The organism is Paracoccus pacificus, assembly GCF_042680785.1.
In the GTDB taxonomy this organism is placed as follows: Bacteria; Pseudomonadota; Alphaproteobacteria; order Rhodobacterales; family Rhodobacteraceae; genus Paracoccus; species Paracoccus pacificus.
Genome location: NZ_JBHUEN010000020.1, coordinates 178,707 through 193,918, shown reverse-complemented (window position 1 = coordinate 193,918; position 15,212 = coordinate 178,707). Strand labels below are relative to the sequence as shown.

Below are 15,212 nucleotides of genomic sequence, written 5' to 3'. Positions count from 1 at the left end.
GTCCCACACGCCCGCCAGCGTCCAGCGCCGGAACCGGCAATGCACCGTCCGCCAGTTGCCCAACTCCGGCGGCAGATCGCGCCAGGGCGAGGCGGTCCGCGCCAGCCAGAGCACATCGCGCCAGGGCGAGGCGGTCCGCGCCAGCCAGAGCACCGCGTCCACAAACAGCCGGTTGTCTGATCCGCTGCGGCCCCGATCGCCCTTTTTGCCCGGAAGAAGTGGCGCAATCCGCGCCCATTGCGTGGCCGTCAAAGTCCGTCTGCTCAAGATCGCCTCCGTTTTCGATCTTGAATCAGAACTCAAACCCTATGGGAATCCCTTAAATGAAGACGCCCTCTAGGTAGCGGACTCATAAAATCTAACCCATGGCCCTAACATAGGCGGGCCGCGACGACCTTGCGAGCAAGGTTTGTTCGGTGGAAGATGGCGATGGCGCGGGCTACGATATCGAGAGCTTCCCGGCGGATGGCTGTCCGCGCCTGATCGATGTCAGGACGACAAACGGTTGGGAGTGCGCGCCGTTTCTGATCACCGATAACGAACTGGCCGTGGCCGAGGAGCTGCGCTCGGAATGGTCGCTGTTCCGGCTCTGGAATTTCGTGCGTAAGCCGTTGGGGTTTGAGCCGCATCCTGCGCTGGGCGCGCATGTTTGACTAACCGTGACGTCCTTTCAGGCGAGCTTTCATTGATGGTCGGCCGAGGGCGCGCCCGCCTTGCTCTTGCCAAGTCTCATGCCGGTGGTGTCAAGAGTACCGCGCACTTCGCCGCGGGTCAGGGCCTTAGACGCGGGGGTAGAAGATTTCGAGATCGGCGCGCAGGGGGGCGCGGCGGTCCTCGTCCCAGGTGACGGTGGGCAATCATCCCCGTGACGACATGACGCAGCCCCCGTCATCCCCCGACAAAATTCGAAAAAGTGAGGATTTTTGCGGTTGACCTACCTCCGATTGGCGTTGCATCCGTGAGCTAGTCAATTGTAAGGAGAAAGCAATATGCGCATCGCGGTTCTTGGCGGCGACGGTTTCGTGGGCTGGCCAACTTCGCTGCATCTGTCCAATCTGGGCCATGAGGTCCACATCGTCGACGACCTGTCGCGCCGCTGGATAGATACCGAACTGGGCGTTCAGTCGCTTACCCCGATGGCTTCCATTCAAGAGCGTTGCCGGATCTGGAAACAGGAAAGCGGCAATACCATTCATTTCCATCTGCTGAACCTCGCCAACGAATACGAGCGTGTGAAACAGTGGCTGACCGAATGCCGCCCCGACGCGGTGATCCACTTTGCCGAGCAGCGCGCCGCACCCTATTCAATGAAAACCGACCGCCATAAGGTCTATACCGTCGACAACAACGTCAACGCGACACACAACCTGCTGGCGGCGCTGGTTGAAACCGGTATCGACGCGCATCTGGTGCATCTGGGGACGATGGGCGTTTATGGCTATTCCAGCGTCGGCGCCCCGATCCCCGAGGGCTATCTGAACGTCGAGATCGACGCCCCCAAGGGCAAAAAGGGGATGGAGATCCTTTATCCGACGCGCCCGGGCTCGGCCTATCACATGACCAAGAGCCTCGATCAGATCATGTTCCAATTCTATGCCCAGAACGATGGGCTGCGGATCACCGACCTGCATCAGGGTATCGTGTGGGGAACGCATACCGACCAGACGCGCCGGCATGAACAGCTTATCAACCGCTTCGATTATGATGGCGATTACGGTACAGTGCTGAACCGCTTTCTAATCCAGGCGGCGATCGGCTATCCGCTGACGGTCCACGGCACCGGCGGCCAGACGCGCGCCTTTATCCACTTGCAGGACTGTGTGCGCTGCATCGAGCTGGCGCTGTCGGACGCGCCGAAATCGGGCGAGCGGGTCAAGATATTCAATCAGATGACCGAAACCCATCGCGTCCGTGACCTGGCTAAGATGGTCGCAGAGATGACCGGAGCCGAGGTGAAGTTCCTTCCCAACCCGCGGAAAGAGGCGGATGAGAACGACCTGATCGTTAAGAACGATCAGTTCCTGGCGCTGGGTCTCAATCCGATCACCTTGCAGGAAGGGCTGCTGAGCGAGGTCGTGGATGTAGCAAAGAAATACGCCCACCGCATTGACCGCTCTCGCGTCCCTGCGGTCAGCGCATGGACCAAGGATATCGCCCAGCGGATCAATCACAATCCGGAAGCCAGGTCCGTGGCCTAAAACTGCCTCGGAATGATGTCGCCGGCCTGCATCTTCGTGCGGGCCGGCGACGAACTCGATCAGACGGTCGGGCCGTCAAATGCGGCAAAGATCGGAGCGGAATAGGACGTCATGCCATTGCGGCGATGCGTTGCCTTGCTTTTCGCTGCGCGGCTGTGTTGCGATTCCTTCTGGCGGCGCTTGAAGAGGACTGTGTCCGGGACGATCTTGTGACGAATACCCGCCGCGATCGTTTCCTCGTTCCACTGCCAGTCTTCAAGGGCCCAACCATTGGGGATGTCCCGATGAGCGTAGGGAAACCGCTCATGGATCGACCGCGGCGCCATGCTCAATGCGTCCCAGTAGTTGCGCATCCGCAGGAGGTCGATGTCAAAATCGGGCGAGTCCTGGTCAATCTGACGGAAAGTCGTCGCCTGACCCTCAAAGAAATAATTGTAGGCCGGGTGGGCGACGTAATCGTCGCGCCCTGATGCGATGAGGAAATCAGCCGCGCGATGCAGCCAGCTTTTTTGCCACAGGTCGTCGCCGTCGAGGAACGCGACGAACTGCCCCGTGGCCGCGACAACGGCATCGTTTCGAACCTTCCCCTGATCGCCATGATCCATGGTCAGAATCCGAGCCTTGGGCGGAGCGAAGCGATGGAAGATTTCCTCGGTCAGGGTGTCAGGTCGGTCAAGGCACAGGATTGCCTCGACGGTGTAACCCTGAGCCTGTGCGTCTGCGATCGCATTGCCGAAGGAGCGCAGCGTTGGAATGGAAAGGCGGCGTTCGCGGTGTCCGGTGACAATTGCCGAGATGGTTGGGGTCATCATACTGTCTCCGACACGGTTTTGGATGTAATTGCGGCCGGCGCTTCGGCTGCTTCTGGCGCGGACGGTTGGGGCTGCGGATCAGCGATAGCCGAGACGTATTCCATTCGGTCAAGAACCTCACGAACGGTTTCAGCATAAGGCGCGGGGGCATAGGCCGTCCGAGCGTGGTCATAGGCAAGCCCGACGCATTCGGCAGCCACCGAGGGGTTCTCGATGATTTCGGTCAGAGCCGTACGGTACGCTTCGATATTCTCGATATCCGAGATCACCTGGCCTCGGCCGTCTTCAAGAAGTTTTGCGATACCGCCCACTGCCGAAGCCACGACAGGCAGACCGTGACCTATGGCATCTAAAAGAATCGTCGGTGTTCCGTCCCACTGCGCGGTGTAAAGAAACGCGTCGTAGTCCCGCTCAACAACCGTTGCAAAGTCATCATATTCCCCCATCATCGCGATGTTGGGCAATTTTTTCAGACCCTCGGGCGCCTTGTCCAGGACCGCACGGCCATAGACCTCGAACTGGGTGTCGGGCATCGTCCGCGCAATTGCAGCAAGAAGGTCGGGGCGCTTTTGACGGTCCAGTCGCCCGGCCCACAGCACGCGGTTCGAGGGCGCGCGTGAAAGCCGATGCTGCTGATAGATCTGGAAGCTGGCCGGGTCGGGCAGGTCCGCCGGCGTCAGCGCTACGACAGGTGCACCGAAGCCGCTGGCCGGCAAACCGAAGCGCTGTCGGATATGGTCAGCCAGCACGTCGCTATCGCAAACGATCACATGGCAATAATCAATCGTGTCGTGCAACCACTGGATCGGATAGCCGATCTTACGCCCATCCGCAGTTTCTTCCCACGTAAAGAGATAGGCCGTCACCGCGGTTTCCTGGGACAACTGACGGCCATAAACCTGCAAAGTATCCCAACCGAGGCGACTGTTGAAAAGATGAATAGAGCGGGCTCCAACGCCGCGCAGAAGATCGACGAGCAACTGAGGATGCAATTGCTTTTCCCGGACCGGTGCCAGCACTGTCGAAAGATCATAGCTGCGCACATCGGCCGGAAACCATTCGGGATGTTCGAAGGCTTCGCCATCGGTGCGGACGATCAGAAGGTTCTCGGCCCCTACCTGATCCGCCAAGGTTGCCGCATATATTCCCGCGACCCGCGCCGCGCCGGACATCCGCACCTGCGGGATAAGGATGACGTGCGGATATTCTTGTGCGCTTAGGTCGCGCCGCAGGATTTGCAGCGCATCTCGCGCTGGACGGGGAAGATCGAACGGGCTGGTAACCTTGCGACGCTCAAGCGGCAATGCGACCATCGGATCAAGGGCAATCGCCTCAGCCAGGTCCTCGGCCAAGGGGCCTTCGAAAGCGTTGTGGACCTCCGCCTCGTCAACCGTTGCGGTTTTACGCCACGCTTCCTTATGGCCCGCCATCAGGTAATGAAGAAACGGATTGAGCCCGTCCCGGGCAACATCGCGGTTTGCGCGCAAATAATATTGGGTAGAAAAGCTCGGAGTTGGATCATAGCCAAGCAGCCACCCGACTCCCAGATAATGCGCAGCGGCCGAACCGCCGAACTCGACCGCGTCAGGATAACGGGCGAAATACCAGGATTCGTTCATCCGGGATGCAATCAGAGTAACGTCTTTTTTTGATATAAGACGGAAGAAGCCATTGGGCGGCGCTGGAACAGGGCCAGACGGATCTCTCCCGGCCGATTTCCTGGGCGGCGCATCGTATTCAGCCGCCATCGTCTCACGGCTGGTTTCTTGGCCGAGTTTGCCCTCGACGATCGCGTCATACAGCGCGTTAGCGCGGGTGGGCGAATGGCGCAGGCGGTATTGCGCCGGGTCGAAGGTGGCGCTGGGCCGGCGCCCTTCTCGGTCGCCCCACTTGACATAGTGGGTCAGCGGGTCTTGGCCCGACAACTGCACGTCGGGATAGGCTGAGAGGTAATAGTCGCGGTCGAAATAGGGCTCGAGCGCCCGTTTCACCGTATCCTCAGTGATATCCGCATCCTCTGCGAGACCCGCATCCTCTGCGATATCTGTGTCCTCTGTGATATCCGCCCTCCTGTCATGGAGGCGTCGTTGGATCCACGATGCCAAACTCTTCATGGCTTTTCCTTTTTTTGTCAGCCCCGCCGAAACCTGCCGTCGGGCCCGAGGTGAATACCACATTCCGTCTTTTCGGGCGTATGTGCCCACCGCCCGGCACGCGGGTCTTCGCCCGGACGCACCGCACGACTGCAGGGGGCGCAGCCGATGGACGGAAACCCTTGAGCGACCAGCGGATGTGGCGGCAGATTATGGTCGGTGAAATAGCGGGAAATGTCTGCCGCCGTCCATAGTGCCAGCGGGTTCAGTTTTATCTTGATGCCATCCCGCTCGATGAGCGGAACAGCAGCGCGAGCGACACTCTGATAGCGTTTCTGCCCGGACACCCAGCTGTCATAGCCGTCCAGCGCATCTTGCAAGGGAATGACCTTGCGGATGCGGCAACACCCGTCCGGGTGGTTTTCCCACAGCATATCGTCCGGGTCTTCATCTGCGAGAAGGGCAGGATCGGGACAAATCACCCGCAGGTTCAGCGAAAGGCGTGTGGCTATTTCGTCCACATAGCTGTGTGTCTCGGGGAAATGCTTGAGCGTATCAAGGAACAGTACATCCGCATCTGGCCGCGCCCGTGACATGAGATGCAAAAGTACCGCGCTTTCTGTGCCGAAAGACGACACAATCGCCATCCGGCCCAGACGGCGGTCTGCCACCAACCCCGCAATGTCGGGCGGACTGTGATCCGGAATATAACAGGTCTGGAGCGCCTCGATCAGCGGGTCGAGGGCACCGACTGGCCAACTGTCGCTCATCTCAGATCCGATCCTGTTTCCGTCCGGTCGACTTTCGTCGTTGCATTCGATCGCGCCCGGTGTCTGTCCGGCGGTCACTGCCTGCCCTGCGATAGGGGAGCCGCGCCGGGAATGTCAACAGCGGGCGCTGCGGCCGTTTGGTTTCCTGCCTGACGCCACGCTGCCGGTATCCCAAGTGCCGGATGGGCTTCAACTTTTCAGATACGGTGATTGGTTTCCCGGCGGCATTGATTGGGGCGCAGGCAGTAAGGAACCCAAGTGCGACGCTTTATGTGCAGAATGTTACGCCAGGTCGCAGCTTCCAAAGGGGATACTGGCAGAGTCCGATGCCGGCCCAACATATTCTGCACTGTGAGGATTTGTCGGGCCTGACGCGGCGTTTTGCCGCACTGCGCAAGTCGCCGGGCTGGGCGCAGCTTTTTGCGGATGATGCAGGGTCGAGCCCCATCGCGTTTATCAATGAAGGCGCTGCACGCCGCCCGGATGCCCTGCTCTCGGACTGGCACCGCGGCCTGATCGCCACCCGGCGGCGCCAAAATAGACTTGGCGTCTGTGGAGCGGTTATTCTACTCTCGGTCGCTTTGTGCACGTGTCGCGCATGACGTCGATCTTCTATACCCCCGGGGAGCTCAGGGCTCAGCGGTGAGAGGCGCTGCATCTGGCCTATGAGCCCGTGAGGGAGATGATCATGAAAGCGGTCAAATCATGAGGCGTCATGCCGAACCTGTCAGGTTGCCCCGCATCGCCCATGTCCACATCGCGAAATCTACCGGAACTTGGTCGCGCACAATGCTGTAGCGGGAATTTCCCGCCGGAGATATCTGCGATTTCCGCCTTCAGCCGCAGTGCGACCGTAATACGCGCGGAGATTACATGCATAAGCGTCTGTTTTGCATCCATATGAAACATATGACGGCGGGAGCGCTGGACGTCGAGCTCATGGCCGTGCTGCGCAATCCATTCGACCGGATCCTGTCGCTTTATTCCTATCGACATCAGGTGGATAACGGACCGGAGACCGTCCGGGCGATGAGCTTTGACGGGTCCTTGGATACGCGCCGCCCTCGTTTTTCGCAGGACAAGGATAATGCCCAGATCTGGCAACTGGCCTTTGGTCACATCAACGTCGAACGCCGCAACCATACCTATATCTCCGAGGACAGTTGTTGCGAACGTCCGTCAAGAACCTATCTCGTTTTGCCGCGGTCGGCATTGACGATCGAGCAGCGTCGCCGCATCTTCGCCCGTACCGAGATCGACCCAGCCCTTTATGAACACGTCGTGGGGCTGGTCCGCAGCGGTCACACCACGAACCCAATTGAGTCCACTTAAGGTCAGTTCAGTTGCCGATAGCCACGATCAACGATCGCCGCGTACTTTTCATCCATATTCCGAAGACCGGGGGCACCTCTGTGACGCGCTGGATGCAGTCGCACGCTCGCACGCGCCTGCATTCCGACCAACGCCCCGTCGGATTGTCTGTGTCGCCGCAGCATCTGACCTTTGCTGATATCGAAACGATGTGGGGCAGCGACGATTTCGACTATTCCTTCACCGTCGTCCGCAATCCTTTTTCGCGCATGGAGTCCGAGTTTCGGATGCGCAACCAACTGCGCGGCAAGGGCTTTTTCGGCGGCCAGCTCAGCTTTCCAAGTTGGCTTGAACGCTCGCTGCGGGATGCGCAGGCGAACCCGAACCACATGGACAACCACTTGCGCCCGCAATGGCATTTTCTCAGCGACAAGCTGCGCATCTTTCGATTCGAAGACGGGATCGACCAAATCCTGACGCAGATATCGGCCGATCTGGGCCTGCCCACGCCCGATCGCGTGCCGCACACCCTCGCCACAGCCACGACCGACGATATGGTTGTCTGGGATCGCGCCGACGTGTTGCGGATGCGCGAGCACTATGCGCTTGATTTCGAAACGCTGGGTTATGCCCCCGGACCTGTAGGGCGCGAACAATCGACCCCGGCCGTCCCCGTGTCCCCGCCTGAACGGCCTAACGAACCCGTCGCCGCAGCTTCGACGGCGTCCACGGCGGTTCTGACAGACAGCGACCTTCGGTCCGATCTTGTGCGGAAGTATGTCAGCTTGGGCGATAACTGCGAATTCGGATTCGTCCAGCGACATTACGGTTGCGAAGATGGAGGCTTGCTTCGTTGGGCGATCACCTTTCCCGACGTGCTGGCCGCCAATATTCGGAACAGTTTCGAGGGTATTTTCGAGTTCGAGAACCTCTCACCCTATTCGGACAAGATGGTCTCGGACAAGGCCAGCGGCATCAAGTTTCACAGTGCCATGCTGTCGCGCGAGGGGCAGTTTATCGCGTCCGAAGCCGAGCGCAGAGATATCCACGCCGTCGAGATGAAGAAGCTCGACCATTTGCGAAGCAAGCTGACCGCCGCCTTGTCGGACCCGGCTTCGGTGTTCGTCTACAAGCATAACCACGGTATCACGGACGAAAAAGCCGAAGATCTTGCCGCCGCAGTCCGCACGCATGGCGGGGCCCGGCTGCTGGTTGTTCGTGACGGCGCCGCCCCGTCCATCAGTCACGCGGGTGAGAACCTCTATCTCGCTCGGCTACCGCAGTTCAGTAAATATGCGGAGGCGTCCGCCCCGGACATCGCTTCGTGGACCGAGCTTTTGACGATGGCGGACCCATTGCTTTTCGCCGATGCCGCCAAAGCCGATCAACGCCCTACTTGAGCAGTCATCGTTGATCACCGATATACCAGCTCCGGCTGCCGACCGCCTCCGGACGGCACGAAGACGGCGTTTCGGAGGGGACTGTACGGTGTCTGCCACGGACGACAGGCCAACCCGGACGATCGACGCATGGAAGACGGGCAGAAGTTAGTCCAGAACGAGCCGCTAGCGCGGCCTGAGAACAGTCGATGCCGGGATGCGGCAACTCTGCGCGCGAATGTCGAGGAGCGCTCGTTCTGACGCAACGCGGTGGGTGCTCCAAAACCATCGCCTATGCTCGGCAACGCAGTGCCCCTGAATAGCGATAACCCCGCTAAGTCGCCCCGATCAGCCGTTTGAACTCGGTCAGAACAAGGTCGGCCTCGGCGGGGGGTAGGGTGATGGCGTGGCGGACGGCCGCGCCGATCAGGGTGATCGCCAGTCCGGCCCGGGCGAAGGCTTCGGCATCGGCGGTGGTGCCGGACTGCGCTTCGGCCAGCATCCGCGCCAGTTGCGCCGAATCCTGCGCGTCCAGCCGTTGTAGGACCGGATCGGCCTGCGTCGCCTGCCAGACCGCGCGCATCACCGGATAATCCTGATACATCCGATAGAAGCCGTCGGTGATGCGTGAAAGCACCTGCGGACGATCTGAGGGCTGCCGAAGCCGGGTCAGCTCGGCCGCGACGCAGGCGCGCCCCTCGGCGTTGTAACGTTCCGCCAGCGTGCCAAGCACGGCGCTCCGATCGGGGAAATACTGGTAAAGCGAGCCAAAAGGCACGCCCGAACGCTGCACCAACTCGCTCATCCGGAACCCCTCGGCGCCCTTTTCCAGCAACAGATCCTGCGCCGCGCTAAGGATTTTCTCGAACCGCTCGCGGCTGCGCTTCTGCGTCGGCACCAGACGGACCACGCCCTCAACCGTTCCTTCCGCCACCACACCCCTCACCGTCTCCTCCGCTTCCTTCAGGTGCCCCGCCCGCAAGCCCCTTGACTAGCAGAATACGAGAGTTTATCGCTTTGTCAAATACGATAACTTCTCGTTTTATGGAGCTTGAGATGAACGACATGACCCTGATCATCGGCGCGAACGGCAAGACCGGCGGCCGCGTAAAGGCGCAACTGACGGCGCGAGGGATCCCGGTGCGGGCGGTATCGCGCAGCACCGAAATACCTTTCGACTGGAACCGGCCGGAAACGTGGAAGGCGGCGCTTGCCGGCGTCACCCGGGCCTATGTCAGCTATCAGCCCGATCTGGCGGTGGAGGGGGCCGACGAGGCGATCGCGCATCTGGCGAAGCTGGCACTCGATGCGGGGATGAAACAGATGGTGCTGCTGTCCGGCCGCGGTGAACCCGGGGCGCAGCGTGCCGAAGCGGCGCTGTGGGAAAGCGGCCTGCCGTGGTCCGTCGTGCGGGCAAGCTGGTTCAATCAGAATTTCTCGGAAGGCTATCTGCTCGGCTCAATTCTGGACGGCGAGCTTGCGCTTCCGGCGGGGCCGGTGCCCGAGCCGTTCATCGACGCGGGCGACATCGCCGATGTGGCGGTGGCGACCCTGACCGATCCGCGCCATCTGAACCGGCTTTATGAGGTGACCGGCCCGCGCGCGCTGACCTTCGCCGAGGCGGTCGATGCGATTTCCCGCGCCGCCGGGCGCACCATCCGCTTCCGCGAGGTTTCCGCCGCCGACTTTGCGGCGTCGATGGAGGGGCACGCGCCGCAAGAGGTCATTGACCTGCTTCTGGACCTGTTCACCGTGGTTCTGGACGGCCGCAACAGCGCCGTGGCGGACGGGGTCCAGACGGCGCTGAACCGGCCGCCGCGCGATTTCGCCGTTTATGCGGCGGAAATGGCGGCAAGCGGCGTCTGGAAGGTCTGACGCCGGGGTTCCCGGCCGCCGGGTGACGGGTGATGCGCGAGGCCGGGCCTCTGCCTTATCGAACAACATGCCCGGGCAGGGGTAGCTCATCTTCGGTCCCGGGAGATGAATCACGCGCGGTCTGACCCGGCAGCCGGAGCGATGACCCGTTCTTCCGGACACGCCGGGCGGAGTGCGGCGCGTTGCCGACAATCGCATCGGCAACGGCATTTTCCGGCGGCGCGGCACGAACGGGGCAGGGGCTATCCCGGACCGTCCACCATCGCTTCATCTGCCGGGCATGCGGTGTGAGGCACGACGAGAAACGACGATCACGGCATCGGTCGTTTTCGTGGCGGATCAACCCAAGGGTCGGCGGGGGGGGGCGCCCGCCGACCTTACCTGTTCGATTGATGGACGGCCATCCCGGGCGAGCGCCGTTATCCGGCATACCTGCGCACAAGGGCGCCCATTTCAGCGGCTCTCCAGATCAACGACGATCTTGCCGAAGGCTCCGCGTTCCAGGTGATCAAGCGCCTTCGGCAGATCACCCAGTGGATAATATGCATCGATCACCGGCTTGATCCCGGTGCTATCGACGGCCGCGACCAGATTTTCCAGTCCCTTGCGGTGTCCGACGCTGATGCCGTGGATGGTAATGTTTTTCAGCATCAGCGGGCCGACCGGCGCCGCGACATCGAAACCTTCCAACACGCCGATCTGATAGATCTTTCCGCCGATCGCGGCGGCCTGCACGGCCTTGCCGAGATGTAGCCCACCGATCAGTTCGACGATATGGTCCACGCCGTGGTCGCCGGTGATGCGCAGGACCGCCTCGACCCAATCCCCGGCGCTGCGATCAATGCCGTGATCGACGCCAAGCGCCGCGGCCTTTTTCAGCTTTTCGGCGCTTCCCGAGACGACGATCACCCGCGCGCCATGCGCCTTGGCGATCTGCAGGGCGAACAGCGCGACACCGCCGGTGCCTTCGACCAGAACCGTCTCGCCGGCATGAAGCCCGCCCTTTTCGATCAGCCCGGTCCACGCCGTCAGCCCCGCGCAGGGCAGGGTGCTGGCCTCGGCATCGGAGAGGGTCGCCGGGGCCTTGACCAGCCAATCCTCGGGAAAGGCGACATATTCCGCCAACACACCGGGATAGGCGCCGCCCAGGGTGCGATAGGGCGGGGTCCGGGCATCACCCAAGGGCGCGCCCTCGATCCAGCCGGGGGCGAAAGTCGCGATCACCCGCTCGCCTTCGCGGACACGGCTGACATTCTTACCCAACGCCACGACCGTCCCGGCAAGATCCGAGCCGGGGGTAAACGGAAATTCAAGGGGCAGGCCCATCCCGGCCTCGATCACCAGCTTGTCGCGGTAGTTCAGCGCAACCGCCGCGACCTTCACCAGAACCTCGCCCGGTCCGGGTTCCGGCACCTGAACTTCGTGCAGTTTCAGCGCGTTCCGGCCAATCTCGTTCATCTCCCAGCGTTTCATCATTTGCGGCATCGCAAGCTCCTATGCGGTTGAGCCTGCAGCATATCGTTGAAACCACGTTGCCAGTGGTGATAAGATTTCCGTTGATTGGTTCCATAAGGGTGACAATGATGGATGTTTCGCTGTCGGGCGTGGATGTATTCGTCGCCACCGTGGAAAACGGCAGTTTCGCGGCCGCCGCCGACCGGCTGCATCTGACCCGCTCGGCCGTCGCGAAAACCATTGCCCGGATCGAGGCGCGCCTTGAGGTGAGGCTGTTTCACCGCACCACCCGCAGCCAGAGCCTGACCGAGGACGGCCAGATCTATTACGAACGATGCGTGCGGGCGCTTGACGAACTTCGCGCTGGCGAAGCGGCGCTTGATTCCGGCCGGCGCGAGGCGTCGGGTCGGCTGCGCGTATCCATGCCGGTGCTGTTCGGGCGGCGCTGCGTGGCGCCTGTCCTTGCGCGGCTGGCGGCGGATCATCCGAAGCTGGAGCTTGATCTTTCCTTCAACGACCGGCGGGTGGACATCGTCGACGACGGCTTCGACCTCGCGATCCGGAATGGCGAGGTCGGTCCGGGTCAGGGGTTGATGACGCGCACGATCAGCCAGCAGCGCATGACGGTCTGTGCCGCGCCGGACTATCTTGCCTTGCACGGAACCCCGGAAACGCTCGACGATCTAAGCGCGCATCGCGGCGTCGTTTATGGCCGCGCAGGGGCCATCCGGACGTGGCAATTCCCGACCGGGCCGGACGGGCAGTTGCGCGAGGCGACGCCGCCGAACCGGCTTCGCTTCGACGACCTCGAGGCCATCGCCGATGCGGTCGAGGCCGGGCATGGCCTCGCCTGGCTGCCCTGCTGGCTGATCCGCGACCGGGTGCGGACCGGCGGTCTGGTTCCGCTGCTTGAAAACACCCCGCGCCTTGTGTTCCGAACCCATGCGCTTTGGCCCGAAACCCCGCATTTGCCCTTGCGCGTGCGCTTTGCCATCGACGCGCTGGCCGCGGCGCTGCCGGGCAGCGCCGAGCTTTAGCTTTCGTCAGGGGGCAAACGCCGCACTCCGCCCGTCCCAGCCGTTACCCCGCCATCGGCGGATTGATCCGGGCAAAGCCTTCCTGCCGGCGATAGGGGAAATGCGGATAGGGGGCGGTGACGGCGCTGGCCTCGTCCAGCTTGGCCACCTGTTCGGGTGTCAAGCTCCAGCCGACCGCGCCAAGGTTCTGGCGAAGCTGCGCCTCATTCCGCGCGCCGACGATGACGGATGAAACGGTCGGGCGTTGCAGCAGCCAGTTCAGCGCGATCTGCGGCACGGTCTTGCCGGTATCCTTCGCCACGGCGTCCAGCGCATCGACCACGCGATAAAGCTGTTCGTCATCCACCGGCGGGCCGAAGCTGGCGGTTTCGTGCAGACGGCTGCCGTCGGGCAGCGGCGTCCCGCGGCGGATTTTTCCAGTCAACCGCCCCCAGCCCAGCGGCGACCAGACCATCGCGCCAAGCCCCTGATCCGCGCCCAGCGGCATCAGATCCCATTCATAATCGCGTCCGACCAGCGAGTAATAGACCTGATTGGCGACATAGCGCGGCCAGCCGTGGCGTTCCGCGACGGCCAGCGATTTCATGATCTGCCACCCGGCGAAATTGGAGACGCCGACATAGCGGACCTTGCCGGCGCGCACCAGCATATCCAGCGTGGACAGCACTTCCTCGACCGGGGTGAAGGCGTCGAAGGCGTGAAGCTGGAGCAGGTCGATATGATCGGTGCCAAGGCGGCGCAGCGCATCCTCGACACTTCGGATCAGCCTGAAGCGCGAGGAACCGGCATCGTTCGGCCCGTCGCCCATCGGCAGCCCGGTCTTGGTCGAGATCAGCACCTGATCGCGCCGGCCCTTGATGGCCGCGCCCAGCACTTCTTCGGAAGCGCCGTCGGAATAGACGTCGGCGGTGTCGAACAGATTGACGCCGGCCTCGAGGCAGATATCCACGAGGCGACGGGCCTCGGACGCATCGGACGTGCCCCAGTTGCCGAACAGCGGGCCGGAGCCGCCGAAAGTGCCGGCGCCGAAGCTGAGGACCGGCACCTTAAGGCCGGAATTGCCGAGATTGCGATATTCCATCGGAATACTCCTTAGTGAACGGGTTTGCATGAGGGTGTCAGCGGCGCGCTTTTGCCCGTCCGCACGGCGATCAACGCGGTGGCGATGGCGAGCATAGGAAACAGCGCCGCCGTGATCGGCACCAGCGCGAGGCCCGGCCCGTGGGTGATGACCATTCCGCCCGCCCATGCGCCGATGGCATTGCCGAGGTTGAAGGCGCCGATGTTGAAGCTGGAGGCGAGGCTTTGCCCCGCGCCTTCGGCCTTGGACAGCACCCACATCTGCAAGGGCGCGACCGTGGCGAAACCCGCCGCGCCCAGCAGGCCGGTAAAGGCGACGGCGGCGACCCGGCTGTTCAGGGCAAAGCCCATCCCCGCCAGAACGATGGCAAGCGCGGTCAGGGTGCCAAGGATGGCGCGGATCAGGTTCCGGTCGGCCAGCCTGCCGCCCAGCAGGTTGCCCATGACCAAACCGCCGCCGAACACCAGCAGAATCGGCGAGACGGCGCCGTCGGCAAAGCCGGTGATCTTGGTCAGAAGCGGCGCGATATAGGTGAAGACCGCGAAGACCCCGGCATAGCCGAGCACAGTGGTCAGCAGGCCGAGCAGCACCGGGCGACGGGCGATGGCACGCAGGTCGGCGCGCCAGTCGGCGGCTTCGGGCCGGGTCCGGTCCTGCGGCACGAAAACGGCAAGGACGACAAGCGCGATCAGCCCCACCAGCGTCACCGCCCAGAAGCTCGCCCGCCAGCCATAGTTCTGGCCGAGCCAAGTGCCGAAAGGCACGCCCAGCACGGTGGCGACCGTCAGGCCGGTGAACATGATGGCGATGGCCGAGGCGCGCTTGTCCTTGGCAACAAGGTCGGTCGCCACCACCGCCCCGACGCCGAAGAAGGTGCCGTGGGTCAGCGCGGTCAGGACGCGCGCGGCCATCAGCCAGCCATAGTTTGGGGCAAGCGCGCAGGCGGCGTTGCCGATGACGAAGATCACCATCAATCCGACCAGCACCTGCTTGCGCGGCAAGCCGGCGGTCAGCGCGGTCAGGACCGGGGCGCCGATGGTGACACCAAGCGCATAGCCGGAAATCAGCAATCCGGCGGCGGCGATGGTGACGTTCAGTTCTCGGCTGACCTCCAGCAAAAGACCCATGATGACGAATTCGGTGACGCCGATGCCGAAGGCCCCGGCCGTCAGGGCGTAAAGCGCGACGGGCATGATAACTA

Annotated in this window: 14 protein-coding genes and 1 pseudogene; 7 read left to right on the top strand and 8 right to left on the bottom strand. The window is 62.4% G+C overall.

Annotation, left to right across the window (positions count from 1 at the left end; genetic code table 11):
- A partial coding sequence (locus ACFSCT_RS08095; RefSeq protein ID WP_379141709.1) for a transposase occupies window positions 1-267 on the bottom strand: 267 nt, incomplete at its 3' end.
- A 113-nt stretch (window positions 268-380) separates the two neighbouring features.
- Here ACFSCT_RS08095 and ACFSCT_RS08090 point away from each other — a divergent pair.
- Together ACFSCT_RS08090 and ACFSCT_RS08085 are read left to right on the top strand one after the other, a co-directional pair.
- Window positions 381-653, top strand: a pseudogene (locus tag ACFSCT_RS08090) (protein NO VEIN domain-containing protein); the annotation flags it as partial.
- Between the two features lie 336 nt (window positions 654-989).
- On the top strand, window positions 990-2,198 hold the full coding sequence (locus tag ACFSCT_RS08085; protein WP_379141707.1) for an NAD-dependent epimerase/dehydratase family protein: 1,209 nt from the start codon (window positions 990-992) through the stop codon (window positions 2,196-2,198).
- A gap of 59 nt (window positions 2,199-2,257) precedes the next feature.
- Here the strand turns inward: ACFSCT_RS08085 and ACFSCT_RS08080 are convergent, their stop codons facing one another.
- From ACFSCT_RS08080 to ACFSCT_RS08070, 3 genes are read right to left on the bottom strand one after another with little or no spacing between them, the layout of a single operon-like run.
- On the bottom strand, window positions 2,258-3,010 hold the full coding sequence (locus ACFSCT_RS08080; protein WP_379141705.1) for a glycosyltransferase family A protein: 753 nt from the start codon (window positions 3,008-3,010) through the stop codon (window positions 2,258-2,260).
- Window positions 3,007-5,124 carry a glycosyltransferase family 4 protein gene (locus ACFSCT_RS08075; protein ID WP_379141703.1) on the bottom strand — a complete coding sequence of 706 codons (2,118 nt, stop codon included), beginning with the start codon at window positions 5,122-5,124 and terminating at the stop codon, window positions 3,007-3,009. The genes ACFSCT_RS08080 and ACFSCT_RS08075 overlap by 4 nt, the downstream gene beginning before the upstream one ends.
- Before the next feature lie 17 nt (window positions 5,125-5,141).
- A complete protein-coding gene (locus tag ACFSCT_RS08070) occupies window positions 5,142-5,873 on the bottom strand; it encodes a phosphoadenylyl-sulfate reductase (RefSeq protein ID WP_379141701.1) in 732 nt (243 codons plus the stop codon).
- Between the two features lie 182 nt (window positions 5,874-6,055).
- Here ACFSCT_RS08070 and ACFSCT_RS08065 point away from each other — a divergent pair, with 182 nt between their 5' ends.
- The 3 genes from ACFSCT_RS08065 (at window position 6,056) to ACFSCT_RS08055 (ending at window position 8,584) form a co-directional block, all read left to right on the top strand.
- A complete protein-coding gene (locus ACFSCT_RS08065) occupies window positions 6,056-6,475 on the top strand; it encodes a hypothetical protein (RefSeq protein ID WP_379141699.1) in 420 nt (139 codons plus the stop codon).
- Between the two features lie 271 nt (window positions 6,476-6,746).
- On the top strand, window positions 6,747-7,205 hold the full coding sequence (locus ACFSCT_RS08060) for a hypothetical protein (RefSeq protein ID WP_379141698.1): 459 nt from the start codon (window positions 6,747-6,749) through the stop codon (window positions 7,203-7,205).
- An 11-nt stretch (window positions 7,206-7,216) separates the two neighbouring features.
- A complete protein-coding gene (locus ACFSCT_RS08055; RefSeq protein ID WP_379141697.1) occupies window positions 7,217-8,584 on the top strand; it encodes a sulfotransferase family 2 domain-containing protein in 1,368 nt (455 codons plus the stop codon).
- A 313-nt stretch (window positions 8,585-8,897) separates the two neighbouring features.
- Here the strand turns inward: ACFSCT_RS08055 and ACFSCT_RS08050 are convergent, their stop codons facing one another.
- On the bottom strand, window positions 8,898-9,497 hold the full coding sequence (locus tag ACFSCT_RS08050; protein WP_379141695.1) for a TetR/AcrR family transcriptional regulator: 600 nt from the start codon (window positions 9,495-9,497) through the stop codon (window positions 8,898-8,900).
- A gap of 122 nt (window positions 9,498-9,619) precedes the next feature.
- Between ACFSCT_RS08050 and ACFSCT_RS08045 the strand changes: the two genes are divergently transcribed.
- Window positions 9,620-10,438, top strand: coding sequence for an NmrA family NAD(P)-binding protein (locus ACFSCT_RS08045; RefSeq protein ID WP_379141694.1), 819 nt, complete (start codon window positions 9,620-9,622; stop codon window positions 10,436-10,438).
- A gap of 453 nt (window positions 10,439-10,891) precedes the next feature.
- Here ACFSCT_RS08045 and ACFSCT_RS08040 read toward each other — a convergent pair whose 3' ends face one another.
- Window positions 10,892-11,923: a zinc-dependent alcohol dehydrogenase family protein gene (locus tag ACFSCT_RS08040; protein WP_379141692.1), complete on the bottom strand. Its 1,032-nt coding sequence runs from the start codon at window positions 11,921-11,923 to the stop codon at window positions 10,892-10,894.
- Window positions 11,924-12,018: 95 nt separating this feature from the next.
- On the opposite strand from ACFSCT_RS08040, the gene ACFSCT_RS08035 reads away from it, so the two are divergent.
- Window positions 12,019-12,930, top strand: a complete 912-nt coding sequence (locus ACFSCT_RS08035; RefSeq protein WP_379141689.1) for a LysR substrate-binding domain-containing protein — start codon at window positions 12,019-12,021, stop codon at window positions 12,928-12,930.
- A gap of 43 nt (window positions 12,931-12,973) precedes the next feature.
- Here ACFSCT_RS08035 and ACFSCT_RS08030 read toward each other — a convergent pair whose 3' ends face one another.
- Window positions 12,974-14,011 (bottom strand): aldo/keto reductase, encoded by a 1,038-nt coding sequence (locus ACFSCT_RS08030; protein ID WP_379141688.1) that lies wholly within the window; start codon window positions 14,009-14,011, stop codon window positions 12,974-12,976.
- An 11-nt stretch (window positions 14,012-14,022) separates the two neighbouring features.
- Entirely contained in the window at window positions 14,023-15,204 is a 1,182-nt protein-coding gene (locus ACFSCT_RS08025) for an MFS transporter (RefSeq protein WP_379141686.1), read from the bottom strand.
- Window positions 15,205-15,212: the final 8 nt, after the last annotated feature.